Source organism: Caballeronia sp. LZ024 (assembly GCF_031451455.1).
Classification (GTDB): Bacteria; Pseudomonadota; Gammaproteobacteria; order Burkholderiales; family Burkholderiaceae; genus Caballeronia; species Caballeronia telluris.
In genome coordinates this window covers 2,247,438-2,259,786 of sequence record NZ_JARUXL010000001.1, presented here as the reverse complement: position 1 = coordinate 2,259,786, position 12,349 = coordinate 2,247,438, and the positions used below count along the sequence as shown (strand labels likewise).

Annotated in this window: 14 protein-coding genes; 9 read left to right on the top strand and 5 right to left on the bottom strand. The window is 60.9% G+C overall.

What is annotated here, in order from left to right; genetic code table 11:
* Positions 1–13: 13 nt before the first annotated feature.
* Positions 14–1,834, bottom strand: a complete 1,821-nt coding sequence (locus QCE48_RS10175) for an ABC transporter ATP-binding protein (RefSeq protein ID WP_309787952.1) — start codon at positions 1,832–1,834, stop codon at positions 14–16.
* Between the two features lie 840 nt (positions 1,835–2,674).
* Here QCE48_RS10175 and QCE48_RS10170 point away from each other — a divergent pair.
* From QCE48_RS10170 to QCE48_RS10150, 5 genes are all read left to right on the top strand, one after another.
* Positions 2,675–3,739, top strand: a complete 1,065-nt coding sequence (locus tag QCE48_RS10170) for a glycosyltransferase family 4 protein (RefSeq protein ID WP_309787953.1) — start codon at positions 2,675–2,677, stop codon at positions 3,737–3,739.
* Between the two features lie 302 nt (positions 3,740–4,041).
* Complete coding sequence (locus QCE48_RS10165; RefSeq protein WP_309787954.1) at positions 4,042–4,845, top strand: hypothetical protein; 804 nt, start codon at positions 4,042–4,044, stop codon at positions 4,843–4,845.
* 47 nt (positions 4,846–4,892) lie between these two features.
* The gene (locus QCE48_RS10160; RefSeq protein ID WP_309787955.1) at positions 4,893–5,366 is read left to right on the top strand and encodes a DUF2214 family protein; all 474 of its coding nucleotides are present in this window, start codon (positions 4,893–4,895) and stop codon (positions 5,364–5,366) included.
* A gap of 247 nt (positions 5,367–5,613) precedes the next feature.
* A complete protein-coding gene (locus QCE48_RS10155; protein WP_309787956.1) occupies positions 5,614–6,774 on the top strand; it encodes a tyrosine-type recombinase/integrase in 1,161 nt (386 codons plus the stop codon).
* Positions 6,775–6,902: 128 nt separating this feature from the next.
* Positions 6,903–7,292 (top strand): hypothetical protein, encoded by a 390-nt coding sequence (locus QCE48_RS10150; protein ID WP_309787957.1) that lies wholly within the window; start codon positions 6,903–6,905, stop codon positions 7,290–7,292.
* A 153-nt stretch (positions 7,293–7,445) separates the two neighbouring features.
* Here the strand turns inward: QCE48_RS10150 and QCE48_RS10145 are convergent, their stop codons facing one another.
* From QCE48_RS10145 to QCE48_RS10130, 4 genes are all read right to left on the bottom strand, one after another.
* Entirely contained in the window at positions 7,446–8,177 is a 732-nt protein-coding gene (locus QCE48_RS10145; RefSeq protein WP_309787958.1) for a hypothetical protein, read from the bottom strand.
* Between the two features lie 128 nt (positions 8,178–8,305).
* Positions 8,306–8,857 carry a recombinase family protein gene (locus tag QCE48_RS10140; RefSeq protein WP_309787959.1) on the bottom strand — a complete coding sequence of 184 codons (552 nt, stop codon included), beginning with the start codon at positions 8,855–8,857 and terminating at the stop codon, positions 8,306–8,308.
* A gap of 264 nt (positions 8,858–9,121) precedes the next feature.
* The gene (locus tag QCE48_RS10135) at positions 9,122–9,439 is read right to left on the bottom strand and encodes a hypothetical protein (RefSeq protein ID WP_309787960.1); all 318 of its coding nucleotides are present in this window, start codon (positions 9,437–9,439) and stop codon (positions 9,122–9,124) included.
* Positions 9,432–10,124 carry a VapE domain-containing protein gene (locus QCE48_RS10130; protein ID WP_309787961.1) on the bottom strand — a complete coding sequence of 231 codons (693 nt, stop codon included), beginning with the start codon at positions 10,122–10,124 and terminating at the stop codon, positions 9,432–9,434. The genes QCE48_RS10135 and QCE48_RS10130 overlap by 8 nt, the downstream gene beginning before the upstream one ends.
* An 85-nt stretch (positions 10,125–10,209) precedes the next feature.
* On the opposite strand from QCE48_RS10130, the gene QCE48_RS10125 reads away from it, so the two are divergent.
* From QCE48_RS10125 to QCE48_RS10110, 4 genes are read left to right on the top strand one after another with little or no spacing between them, the layout of a single operon-like run.
* On the top strand, positions 10,210–10,761 hold the full coding sequence (locus tag QCE48_RS10125; protein WP_309787962.1) for a hypothetical protein: 552 nt from the start codon (positions 10,210–10,212) through the stop codon (positions 10,759–10,761).
* A gap of 29 nt (positions 10,762–10,790) precedes the next feature.
* A complete protein-coding gene (locus tag QCE48_RS10120; RefSeq protein ID WP_309787963.1) occupies positions 10,791–11,708 on the top strand; it encodes a hypothetical protein in 918 nt (305 codons plus the stop codon).
* Between the two features lie 38 nt (positions 11,709–11,746).
* Positions 11,747–11,998: a hypothetical protein gene (locus QCE48_RS10115; protein WP_309787964.1), complete on the top strand. Its 252-nt coding sequence runs from the start codon at positions 11,747–11,749 to the stop codon at positions 11,996–11,998.
* Between the two features lie 37 nt (positions 11,999–12,035).
* Complete coding sequence (locus QCE48_RS10110; RefSeq protein WP_309787965.1) at positions 12,036–12,239, top strand: hypothetical protein; 204 nt, start codon at positions 12,036–12,038, stop codon at positions 12,237–12,239.
* Positions 12,240–12,349: the final 110 nt, after the last annotated feature.

Here is a 12,349-nt window from a genome sequence, read left to right as displayed (position 1 = left end):
GCCCCGTTTTGCTTCAGGCCGGTTGCTGCGACGGCACCGGCGCGGCCGGCATCTTGCCGTGCTGCTTCGAGAGCAGTTCGCGATACAGCCCCGGCCGGTCGCGCAATACGTCCGGCGAGCCGTCGTCGATCACCTTGCCTGAACTCATCACGATGATCCGGTCGAAGTTCTGCAGCGTCGAGAGACGGTGCGCAATCGCGATCACCGTGCGGCCGACCATCAGCCGGTCGAGCGCCTGCTGGATCGCTTCTTCCGACGAACTGTCGAGCGCGGAGGTCGCCTCGTCGAGCAGCAGGATCGGCGCGTTTTTCAGAATGGCGCGCGCGATCGCGATCCGCTGGCGCTGTCCGCCGGACAGCTTCACGCCACGGTCGCCGACGATCGTGTCGAAGCCTTCCGGCATCGCCTCGATGAAGTCCGTACAGCGCGCCTCGCGGGCCGCCGCCAGCACTTCCTCGCGGCTCGCGTCCGGGCGGCCGTAGGCGATGTTCTCGTACACCGTGCGGTGGAACAGCGAAATGTCCTGCGGGACGAGCGCGATCGACTGTCGCAGGCTGTCTTGCGTGATCGACTGGATGTCCTGGCCGTCGATCCGGATCGTGCCGCCCTGCGGCTCGTAGAAGCGCTGCAGGAGCGCGAGCACGGTCGACTTGCCCGCGCCCGACTTGCCGATCAGCCCGACGCGCTGGCCCGGCTCGATGTGCAGATGGAAATTGTCGAGAATCGGGCGGCGGCGCGGATACGCGAACGTCACGCCCTCGAAATCGACGCGTCCGCCCTGCGGCACGAGTTCGGTCGCGTCCGAGCGGTCCGGCATGCCGTGCGGTTCGAGCAGCGTCTGCACGGCTTCGGCGAGACGCGCGACGTGCTGGGTCACGTCGACAAGTGCGACGGCCAGATCGCGCGTGCCGTGCAGGATCGTGAAGCCGAGCGAGCTGACGAGCACGATGTCGCCGGAAGTGGCGCGGCCCTGCGACCACAGCCACAGCGCCCAGCCGAGCAGGCCCGCCGAGAGGATCGCCGTCACGACCGCGTGAAAGAGCCGCAGCTTTTCCAGATACAGGAGGCTTTGCTGGCGCGCGACCATTTCAGCCTTGACGGTCGAGCCGAAGCGCTTCTGCTCGCGAAAGGTCATGCCGAAGGCGCGCACGAGCGCCATGTTGCCGATCACGTCGACGAGTTCGCCGTCGACCGAAGCCGCCTTCGACGCAAAGTTGTGATGCCGCGCTGAGCCGCGCTTCGCGAGCCGGTAGAGGATCAGCGAAAGAATCGCCGACGCGAGCATCAGGCCGCCCGCCATCAGCGGATTCACCGTGACGATCATCACAATCGCGCCGAGCACCGCGATGCACGGCGGCAGGACGTTCCACGCCATCACGTTCTCGGACGTGTAGATCGCGTTCGACGTCGCCGTGATCCGGCTTGCGAGCATGCCGGGCTGTTTCTCGGAGAAGTAGGTCGGCGAATGGCCGCTCAGGTAGGAGAACAGGTCGCGGCGCAGGTCGCCCGTCACGGTGACGAACGCATGCGCGCCGACCCAGCCGCCGACGCGCCACAGCATGTTGTCGGCGGCGATCAGTCCGACCAGGATCATGAACGCGCCCCAGAGGGGGCCCGGATGTCCGCGGCCCTGGCCGAGCACGTCGATCAGGTGCTTGATCGCGTACTGCGAGGCGAGGGCGCATCCGACCGCGGCAAACACGCTGATGAGAACGGTGGCGTGGGCGATCGGGTGACGGCGGATGTAGCGGAGCAGGAACGCAAGCGGGCGATGCGCGTAGCTCGCTAGCTTGGCGTTGTGCGCGTTACGCTGGGAGACGGTGAGTTGGTCCAATTGGTCGTTTTTTGGTCGTAGATCGGTTGAGCTCGTAGTGCGCCTGAGTACGGTGCCGCGTTCGTCGAGAAAGTGACGCGGCGCCGGCGTGCGATCCCTGGCTGAATTGTAGCCAGTTATGAGATGGGACAAAGAAGCCAAAATCGCTTGCGGGCCGCCGCGCACATGCCCGGATCGCCCTGACGCGCGATTTCTGACGCCAGTCGCCGACGTTTCGGGCGCGGCGCATTGTAAGCAATGCGCGCCGCAATGAGGCAACGGGCAAGCCACACCGATCGAGGCCGAGCCGTCTGCATCGCCGCACCGGTCGACCGGCGTTTGCACGTCGGAGCACAACCCGGGCCCGCTGGCATTTTGTGCGACGGGCGCATCGAGAAAAGGACGGGCGGCAGATCAAACGCCCTGCGCCCGCGCGAACAGACGCTTCCCAATGTAGAACAGCCTTAATAAACAGGGGTTTGCAAAGTGTTTCCCCTTTGTAACAAGGTAAATAAGTTGAAATGACTACGCGAGCGGCGTGTAAAAACCTCCATAATCCGCTACGGGTTTGCCCTTAGGATTTTTGACAGGTTTCTGTAGGTTCGAGTCAACGCCTCAGACACTTGCGCGTTTATTGCTGATGCGCGGCAGATCAGGAGCTGGAATCACAATTGCTCTCGTCAGCCATCCGCGCGAAAACCCCGGTGATCAGCGAACTGTCGCTTTTTTACTCGAGCATCCGATTTCCGCCGCTGGCTTTGTTGCGCCAGCGGACGCGTCCGCCCGAGCCGAGCGATTCGCTTTCGATACTTCGACACGACACGTAGTACTTAGCCTGAATCTTTATTAGGAGTTTCCGACATGCGAATCGCTCAAATCGCGCCCCTCCACGAAGCCGTTCCCCCGAAGCTCTACGGCGGCACGGAACGCGTGGTGTCTTACCTGACCGAGGCCCTGGTGGACGCCGGGCACGACGTCACCCTTTTCGCGAGCGGCGATTCGATCACGTCGGCAAAGCTCGAAGCTTTCTGGCCGCAGGCGCTGCGCCTTGACCCGACGATTCGCGACACGATGGCGCCGCACATGCTGCTGCTCGAAGAAGTCCGCCGTCGCGCCGACGAATTCGACGTGCTGCACTTCCACATCGACTACTACCCGTTCTCGCTGTTCGCGCGCCAGCCGGTGCCGTTCCTGACGACGCTTCACGGCCGTCTCGACCTGCCCGAACTGCAGCCGGTCTTCAATACGTTCAGCGACGTGCCGGTCGTGTCGATCTCGGATAACCAGCGTCAGCCGCTGCCGCAGGCGAACTGGCTGTCGACGGTGTATCACGGCCTGCCGGAAAACCTGCTCAAGCCGATTCCGAACGTCGAACCGGGCTACCTCGCGTTCCTCGGCCGCATTTCGCCGGAAAAGCGCGTCGACCGTGCGATCCGCATCGCGCAGGCCGCGGGCATGAAGATCAAGATCGCCGCGAAGCTCGACAAGGCCGACCGCGCCTACTACGAAGAGCAGATCAAGCCGCTTTTCGCGCTGCCGCACGTCGAGTACATCGGCGAAATCAACGAGCAGCAGAAGACCGAATTCCTCGGCAACGCGCACGCGCTCCTGTTCCCGATCGACTGGCCGGAGCCCTTCGGCCTCGTGATGATCGAAGCGATGGCCTGCGGCACGCCGGTGATCGCGTTCAACCGCGGCTCGGTGCCGGAAGTGATCGAGAACGGCGTGTCGGGCTTCGTCGTCGAGGACGAACTGAGCGCGATCGCAGCAGTCAAGCGTCTCGACACGCTGCCGCGCGCGAAGGTCCGCAAGGCGTTCGAAGAGCGCTTCTCGTCGAAGGTCATGGCCGAGCGCTATGTCCAGTCGTATGAAGAGCTGCTGCGCCAGAAGCGCCGCACCGTGCTGCGCGAAGTCAACGCAGGCTGAGCCTGACCGGCAGGCGGTTCGTCGCCGGGCCGCCTGAGCGCTGTCGATAAAAACGCCCCGTGAACCGCAAGGTTCACGGGGCGTTGTCACAATCGCACACTGTTGCGCGCTTTTCGCGCGTAATGCCGTCGTGCGACATGAAATCGAAAGCCCTCATGGCAATCTCCCTATAATGTCCGGGCTTCGCGCAATGCGGGGCAGACCGTGGCCCGCGACGGGCCGCAATCCGGCCGCAAGCGCGCAGCGACAGCGTCGGCGATCGTCGAATCGGCCGGCATGAACCGTGGACAGGAGCAAACGTTTTGGCGAGAACGAAGCAAACCAGCGCGATCCCGGCACCGGGCGCCGGCACCGTCTTCGCGCTGCGGGCGATCGGGCTCGTGCTCGTCGCGCGATGGGTGTTCTCGATGTCGCAGATGGGCTATGTCTCGTCGCTGCGCGCGATGACGTCCTCGCCGTGGGCCTGCGTCAATCTCGTGCTGCTGTTCCTCCTGATTTTCCTGCCCGGTGCGCGTGCGCGCGCCGAACGGCCGTTGCATCCGCTGCCCCAGTGGCTGCGTCAGGCACTGCGCCTGCTCGCCATGCTGACATTCGGTTTCGCGGTGTTTTCGGTCGGCCTCTTCACGTGGCACGCGGGCTGGCGGCGCGCGATGCACGCGCTCGCGGAATCGAATGGCTGGCTCGTGGCGGCGCCTGCGCTGTATGCCGTCGTCATCTGGATCTGCCGGCCGCGCGCGCTGTGGCGCACGAATATCGCCGCGCGGCGTTTCGCGATCGGCCGCTATGCGATCTCGCTCGATCCGACGACGCGCACGGCCGTCGTCTGGGCCGAGAGCCGCAAGCTCGGACAGTACGACGCGCGGGAGTTGTCGGTGAAATGGCCGCAGGCCGCGGGCGGCAACGGCGTTGCCGAGGACGCCGCGACCGTGCCCGCGCCGTCGCCAGCGCGGCGGGGCGCTTTTTCGAGTCGTCCGAAAATGGAGTTGCTGTGGGATTCACCGGCGGCTGCGGGTCACAACCGGACGACGGTCTTTCGCGCACCGCTTTCGAGCGAAGGCGATCGCAGCGCCGCCCGCGCACTCGACAGCACGCTGCGGCAGGTTTGAGCGGCCGGGCCGTCACGACTTTCTTGTCTGCAAAGGGAGGGGGAAGCATGATGCTACGTTGGTTGCTGGCCGCGATTCATCTGCTTGCATTCGGCTTCGCGTTCGCGTCGGTGCTGGCGCGCGCCCGCGCGCTGCGAAAACTCGACGGGTCCAACACGCTCCACGCTAACGCGACCGGCCTGCGCGACGTCTTTCGCGCCGACGGTATATGGGGCGTTGCGGCGCTGGTCCTGCTCGTCACGGGCGTGATGCGCGCATTCGGCGGATTCGAGAAGGGCGGTTCGTATTATCTGCACGAGCCGCTTTTCCACCTGAAGATGACGGCGCTCGTGCTGATCCTGTTCGTCGAAATCACGCCGATGATGGCGCTGATCCGATGGCGTGTCGCCGCGGCGCACGGCGGCGCGATCGATCTGTCGCGCGCCCGGCGCTTCGCGTGGATGAGCGATCTGGAAGCCGGTCTTGTGATCGTGATGGTGATCGCGGCGAGCGGGATGGCGCGGGGCGTGTGGGCGGGGTAGCGTTCGGTCTGCAGGAAGTAAAAAACCCCGGCGCTTTGCAGTACCGGGGTTTTCCGGCAGACGTCTCGAACTGAAAACGCCTGCCTCTATCGTGGTGGGTAGTACTGGGATCGAACCAGTGACCCCTGCCGTGTGAAGGCGAACCTCGAACGCTTTACAACTGAAAACACGCAATTTATGGCCTATATCTAGCGTTATCTCACAACTTTCCGTTAGGATTTTCGTACTTTTTAGTACGGAGAACCTAATGACGACCGCAACAAACCTGATCCACAGTAAGACCATCCGCGACCGCTTAACGCCTAGGCGTGAGCCCTACTGGGCGCGCATACGGGCGGGACTCTACGTAGGCTTTCGGCGTACCGAGACGGGAGGACATTGGCTAGGGCGGCTGCGCGGGGAGGACGGGCGGCAGCGCTTCGTCGCTCTAGGTCCGGACCTTCCCGACTTCGATACGGCCGCAGTGCGCGTAATCGAATGGGCGGCCCGGCCCGTCTCGGAAGAACAAGCGCAGCAGCCGCCCGAAGCTATGACCGTTCGGAAGGCGTGCGCGCTGTATGTCGAGCACCAGCGGCTCCAGAAGTCGGACAAGGCCGCGAAGGATTCCGCCGCGCGGTTCCGGTACATGATCGACGCGCAACCTATCGGCGCGGTGGCGCTCGTGGACCTTAAAGCGCAGCACCTTCTCGATTGGGTCCGGAAGCAGGTGGACGGGAAGGAAGGCGAAGCGCTCCGGGCGGCGAAGGACAGCGCGAATCGGCAACTGTCGAGCCTTAAGGCCGCGCTCAACTTCGCGTACCGAATGGGCCTAATCGACACGGATGCGGCGTGGCGCGCCGTAACACCCTTTCGCGCTGTCGGGCGGCGTAGGCAGGGATTCGTACCGGCGAGCGACCGCGAGCGCCTTCTAGCCGCCTCCGCGCACGATATTCGGGCCTTCGTAACGGCGCTACTCCTTACCGGAGCGCGACCGGGCGAGCTAGCGGGAGTGCGCGCGTGCGACTTCGACCGGGAGCAGGGCACGCTCGCGCTGGACGGAAAGACCGGGCCGCGAGTAATCGTGTTGTCGAGTGCTGCCCTGTCCTTCGTGCGAGGCCGCGCTGAGTTCAAGATCGGCAACGCGCTCCTGTTCACGACTACGGGCGGCGCGAAGTGGCGGAAAGAGACTTGGGGCAACGCCTTCGATAAAGCGGTGGCCGCAGCGGGTCTGTCCGATTCGCTCGTGCTCTATTCGATTCGACACACGGCCATCAGCGAGATGATCGCGGGTGGCATGGACGCTTTCGTGGTCGCGCGGATGGCCGGGACGAGTACAGCGATGATCGACAAGCACTACGGCCACCTTCGTGCGGATCGGACGCGGGAAGCGCTCGACCGTATCAACTTACTATCAGCCGCGCAGAGTTGATAGCAACAATTTCGTCAGGTGAATGTAAGTTTCTGTAACGCATCCATGTGATTTTTCAGGAGAATAGATTCCGTAGTGAGCAGCGACCCGAACCCAACCCAGAACCGAATTAGTGAGGAATACGAATCATGTCCCGCAAAACCCTTACCGCAAAAGTCGCAGCACCCGCAGTCATGGCCGCCGCATGGGAACGCTTCCCGACGCGTAGCGATTTTGGACTTGAACCGATCAAGTTTCCGGCGTTCCAAATGCCGAAGCTCGGCAACGCAGCAGGCGTCAGCCGCAGCTGGGCCAACGAGAAGGTACGCGCCGCACGTATCGTTAAACATGCGGTCGTGGTCACCCACAACGGCGAAACGCAAACATTCAAGAGCGTAGCGGACGCATTCCGTTCGCTCAGGCTCGAATTCTCGAAGCACATCCGTTTCCGCCTCGCACTTAAGAGCAGCGGAAAAGAGACGTTCGAACAGGGCGGGAAGATGTACTCTTTCTCGCTCGTTACCGGGGTAAGCGCGTGACGGAGGTTCTTTGCATAGTGGCCGCAGCGACTTGGACGGCTTTAGTGATCGTGCTGTACGTCATATACGGTCGATAGCACGCCGCGACCTAAACGCCCGCCAGCTAGAGTGATCTAGGGCGGGCGTTTTCACGTCTAGGCCGCATCCTCCGAGTTAGTTGCTGGTCCACTTATCCCAGAAGTCGCGCCGATGGCTGACCGGGACGGTGTATGCGTCTTGCGGCCAGCCATGAAGCATCTTGTCGGCGGAAATCCATTGCTGGTTGTATTCCGGCGTGTTGATGGCGTCCATCGTGATCGCGATCCACAAGCTGACCTCTTCGGCCTTCTTTCCGTACCCGATCTTGTCCCAGTGATAAATCACACCCTCGCTCGGAAGGTGATCGTGCATCAACGCTATATACGCCGCGCGATAGTATTGCCGGGTGGTGGTCGAATCCGAATTAGGGTCCACGAATGACGGGCGGAAGTTCTCCAGAATCACACTCTGCTGCTCTGGAGGAAGGTTCCGGAAGCGGAACCGCTCCAATCCCTTGACCTTGATGTAGGCGGCGCGGAACTTCGGGTCAGACTCGATCTGGAATGCGTCGCCTTCCAAGATTCCACCTGACGCGAATAGTGCCCATTGTCCGAAAGAGAACGGCACCAAATGCTCAGGAACGCCAAGTTGCTCCGGAAGCCTGTGACTGTAACGATAGGCGTATGCGAGAGTCTGCCGCACGCACGCGTCTGTGTTCACTTCGCAGTTCGCTGGTGCCGAATGCGAGAGCGCGCCCATTGCCTGATTTATGTTGCCGATCACCTCGCGCTGATGCGGTGTCTGAGCGTGCGCTGCTGCGATGGTCGAAAGAAGTATTGCTGCGGCGATGATGTTACGTGCTTTCATTATAGAACTCCTAAGTAAAAGTGATATGCGTTTTGACGGAACCGAAAAATAATTCAGAGTGAGATGGAAATAAATGGACCTCGTGCAGAAAGTGGGTCAGGCAAGGTCTGAAACGTAGGCAAACGAAATCACTTCCTCAGGTATGAATCGAGGGTAGGGCGGCTCACTCCATAGGCCGCTGCGATGTCCTTCTTCAGTTCGCCGCCCTCCAGACGGGCGCGGATGGCCTCTAGCTGCGCGTGGGTCAACTTCTGCTTGTACACGCCGCGCTCCTTGGCGGCTGCTATGCCTTCGCGTTGGCGCTCGCGGATCATGGAGTGCTCGAAGTCTGCGAACGCGCCTAGCATGGTCAGCATTAGCTTTGCGGTATGGTCGCTACGGTCTGCCGCGAAGGTCAGCGAGTTCTTAGGGAACACGACCGTCACGCCCTTGTTCACCAGTCGCTCTACTATGTCCAGCAGTTGTCGCGTGTCGCGTGCGAGTCGGTCGATAGAGTGGACATAGAATGTGTCGCCTTGCCGGACGTACATTAATGCTTCTTCCAGCACTGGCCGCGTGCCCTTCGCGCTCGCCTTCTCTTCAAAGACCCGATCCAGCGCGATGCCTTCGAGTTGCCGCGCAGTGTTTTGATCGGTAGTGCTAACTCTTACATAGCCGATGTTTTGACCTTTGCCGTTCATTGTCCGTCCTTTGGTGGTTTGATTTTAAGCGTTCGCTGAGAACGTAAAGCGATTCTAGAAGGAAAGGAAACGTAAAGTAAAGCGCTCGACACCACCCGTTTTACGCAGGTAAATAGGCGTCTCGGACGTAAAGCGAAATGGGAGTAAAGCGGCGTACCCTCGTTACGCTGATCGGCGTAGAAAAGGCCCGCAACGCGAGCCTGTAGGGTAGGAGCGGTTAGGGCGTTGCAGCCGCGCCTACCCTGTGCAGAACACTCCGGAACGTTAATTCCGGGCGTCGTATCCCTCTTCGTTCGCCTTCGCGATCAGGGCCGCGCCGTGCTCCTTGTACAGATCGTCCAGAGTCGGCACCTTCCGCGTGCGGTTCGCGTCATCGATCACCGTGATGCCTGCGAGGACACAGGCTTCCTTCAATGCTTGAACCCGGACAGACTCTTTGAGGTTCGGATTGTTGGCGATGTCGAGATAGCCATGCAGCGCCTTCTTATCGCTCAGCATCTGATCGACAGGCGTGCTCTTCAAAAGCCGATCATAGGCTTCGTTATATGCGTCACTGGCCTCAATCAGCACGACCTTATTCATCACTTCCGGATAGGCGGAATTGATAGCGCCGAACCCATTGTCGCTGTTGATCGAAATGACCTTCGTACTTGTAGTGCATCGGATCGGAGGTGCGGCTGACGAAATCTTTAATGTCGTTCAGGTCGCCACGATTGAAGCCGGTCATTTCTCCGATGTTAGCGATGATCGAATTACCAGTGATCTCGCGAAGGAAGTCGAGTTTCTGCGCCTTCTTGCCGCCCAAGTCCAGCTGGATTGAGGACTTTTCCCTGTCTTCGAGAACCGTCCGCACAATCTCATTACTGAAACGAGACTTGCCCGCGTTCTGCGCGCCGAACAGCGAAATAACGATAGGTGCGAGGCATCCGGGCGAAGTGATGCGGTTGTAGAGCGATAGCCAGAAGTATTTCCCCACAGCACGATTCGTCTCGGTGTTGAACGGCTTCAACAACTCGATCAATGCCGTTTCCAGTCGCGGCGTCCCGTCCCAATCCGGCACGCGCTTTTCGAAACGAATGGTGAGGTCATTCTGCTTAATCTTCATCGCCCATTCTTTAAACGCCTCCTTCGCTCGAATGTCCTCGATAGCCTCTTCAGTCGTTTGCGTCTTTTGGGCCTCGACAATCGTAAACTTCTTGCGGGCTTCGTTTGCCGCTTGAGCATTCGCGGCCCGCTCGATTTTGTCGTTCGCAGCGTTGTAATACATCCTCAATTCGCCCTGCGCCCCCTCCGGCACCCTCCACGACAAAAAGGGCCGTCCGACGCAAGTGCTTAACCCGGACGTCACGTACATGGCGCACGAGATTGACCAGATTTTGAAGTACGAAGGCGGCACGCCGGGTCACTTCTGGATTTTCGAGCGCGTGCGCGAAGTTAAGTCCGCAGCGGAAACCTACTTCACGCCGCGCGGCGAGTGGAGCAACGCGCACCTTAAGTGGCCGCTGAATAAGAAGCGCACCGAAGCGGAGTTGCGTGAGCGCGGCGAAGAGTGGATGAAGGAGCACCGCGCGGCGCTTACCGGCTATTGCATGCTGCGCGCGCAAGGAGTTCACCCGCAAGTCGCGTACATCGTGACGTTCGCGGATAAGTCGGAACTGGATGCGCGGCTCGTGGACCGTTCGTTTCACGGCGCTAACTTCCTCGAAAGCCTCCCGGCAGTGCGCGGCGAGTACAAGCAGATTCGGCAGGGGCTGTCGATCCTACCGGCAGCGAAGGAAATGCTGGTGGAAGTGGATCGGCTGCTCACGGTCGCGAAAGACCCAGCGGAACGGGCGGCGCTCTGGAATTGGCGCGGGCGTCTCACATTCATCATCGACCAGCACGAAGCAGCAGCAAAGAAGTAATCACCAATCACATTAGGAGCAAACGAATCATGAACCGTGACGGCAATACCAACCTCTTCAGCGCGCCGGTCGATAGCTTCGCGCCGAAGTTCAAGCACCGCCTCAACAGCAAAGACGGTGAAGATACGGTGATCGACGCGATGACGAATGCGCTGAAGAATCCCGCCTTCGAACAGAAGTGGGGAGACGTTCTCCGCGCGAAGCATCCGCAACTCGCCACGAAGCACGCGAACCAGCAAGCCTCGAACAAGCTGAACGGACACACGGCACGCGCGGCAGACTCGACCAGCTACGCAGCGGACTCCGCAGTAAGTGCGACCGTTACGGGCGAACTGGCGGGCACGTTCGCGGTGAACGTTCCGAAGGCGCACATGACCGCCAGTCGCAAGACGCGGCAAGTGTCGATGGACGGCTGGACGCCTCGCGGCTTCGAGCAGACGCCCTACGATCAGGCCGGAACCGCAGTCGCACTCGGTGAGCAACAACGTCAGGGCGATCCGCTCGTGGCGGCAGGAATGGCCGCTAACGTGACCGCAGAAGCACTCAGGAACCAACTTCAAACCGTAGAGGACAACATGAACGAAAGCACAGGCGGCAAAGGCGTGAATTCCCGCGCATTCGCGGAAGGCAAAACCGAGAAGCCGCGCGACATCGCGCCGCTGGTTGTGGACTTGGCGAAAGCGACCGCGCGCATGATCGCCGGGATCGCACGTAACGGCGGAATCCGGCGCGTACCGCCCACGGTAGTCGGGCTGCAGGGTGTTAAAGGGCTTCGCGGCATGGACGAATCGACCCGCCGCAAGCACGTAGCGGACGCGAAAGTATCGGACGCAGCCTACACGGAAGCGCACGCCGCCATGCTCGCCGGTACGGGCGCGGAATACGTCTCGCTGCCGGTCGCGTGGGACAGCAATCTTCAGATGTACCGCCCGGTGCGCGGCGAGTAAGCCAACCGAATTTCATTTAACCATCTGGAGTAACAGTCATGCGGAAGAGCAAACAAGCTGGAATCGGCGCGGCCCGGTACATCGCGGACGCGCTGGAACAAATCGCGCAACTCGACACCATCAATGCGGAAGTTCGTAAGCGATGGTTGACTATGGATAGCAGCGCGAATCAGACCGATCCGCATGAACTGAACAAGCAGCAGGTCGCGGCAGAAATGAAAGCCTTTCGCGAGCAAAACTCGCAGAAGCGCCAGAGCGTTATGGATTCGATTCAGCGCCATAAGCAATAAGCATTTCATTTAACCATCAAACTTTGGAGTACGAATCATGAACGCACTTGTGCAAGGAAAGGCAGACGTAACGCTGATTTTGAATACCATCGCGGAAGCTTGCAAGAACAGCATCGCGACAATCGAGTCTGCCGCTGATGTGGACGCATTCGTAACTGCGACGACCAGCGCGCGAGAAGTCATCGGCGCTTGCTGCAACATCACCCATTCGGCCATCAGACGGACCGTTGCCGCAGCCTGAAGTAATTGCACCCACTCCGCGCAATCCTCTACGCGATAGTGGCGGTGAAGATTTGGCTTGACTGGACGCACCCTAGCAGTAGCTCTAGTCTCTTTGAACGTCATCGCCGC

Excerpts from the sequence above, each read along its gene's own strand:
- QCE48_RS10150 (WP_309787957.1), top strand. The coding sequence starts at position 6,903 with ATGTCCCGCAAAACCCTTACCGCAAAAGTCGCAGCACCCGCAGTCATG.
- QCE48_RS10155 (WP_309787956.1), top strand. The coding sequence starts at position 5,614 with ATGACGACCGCAACAAACCTGATCCACAGTAAGACCATCCGCGACCGC.
- QCE48_RS10160 (WP_309787955.1), top strand. The coding sequence starts at position 4,893 with ATGATGCTACGTTGGTTGCTGGCCGCGATTCATCTGCTTGCATTCGGC.
- QCE48_RS10115 (WP_309787964.1), top strand. The coding sequence starts at position 11,747 with ATGCGGAAGAGCAAACAAGCTGGAATCGGCGCGGCCCGGTACATCGCG.
- QCE48_RS10120 (WP_309787963.1), top strand. The coding sequence starts at position 10,791 with ATGAACCGTGACGGCAATACCAACCTCTTCAGCGCGCCGGTCGATAGC.
- QCE48_RS10145 (WP_309787958.1), bottom strand. The coding sequence starts at position 8,177 with ATGAAAGCACGTAACATCATCGCCGCAGCAATACTTCTTTCGACCATC.
- QCE48_RS10110 (WP_309787965.1), top strand. The coding sequence starts at position 12,036 with ATGAACGCACTTGTGCAAGGAAAGGCAGACGTAACGCTGATTTTGAAT.
- QCE48_RS10135 (WP_309787960.1), bottom strand. The coding sequence starts at position 9,439 with ATGAATAAGGTCGTGCTGATTGAGGCCAGTGACGCATATAACGAAGCC.
- QCE48_RS10140 (WP_309787959.1), bottom strand. The coding sequence starts at position 8,857 with ATGAACGGCAAAGGTCAAAACATCGGCTATGTAAGAGTTAGCACTACC.
- QCE48_RS10130 (WP_309787961.1), bottom strand. The coding sequence starts at position 10,124 with ATGTATTACAACGCTGCGAACGACAAAATCGAGCGGGCCGCGAATGCT.
- QCE48_RS10170 (WP_309787953.1), top strand. The coding sequence starts at position 2,675 with ATGCGAATCGCTCAAATCGCGCCCCTCCACGAAGCCGTTCCCCCGAAG.
- QCE48_RS10125 (WP_309787962.1), top strand. The coding sequence starts at position 10,210 with ATGGCGCACGAGATTGACCAGATTTTGAAGTACGAAGGCGGCACGCCG.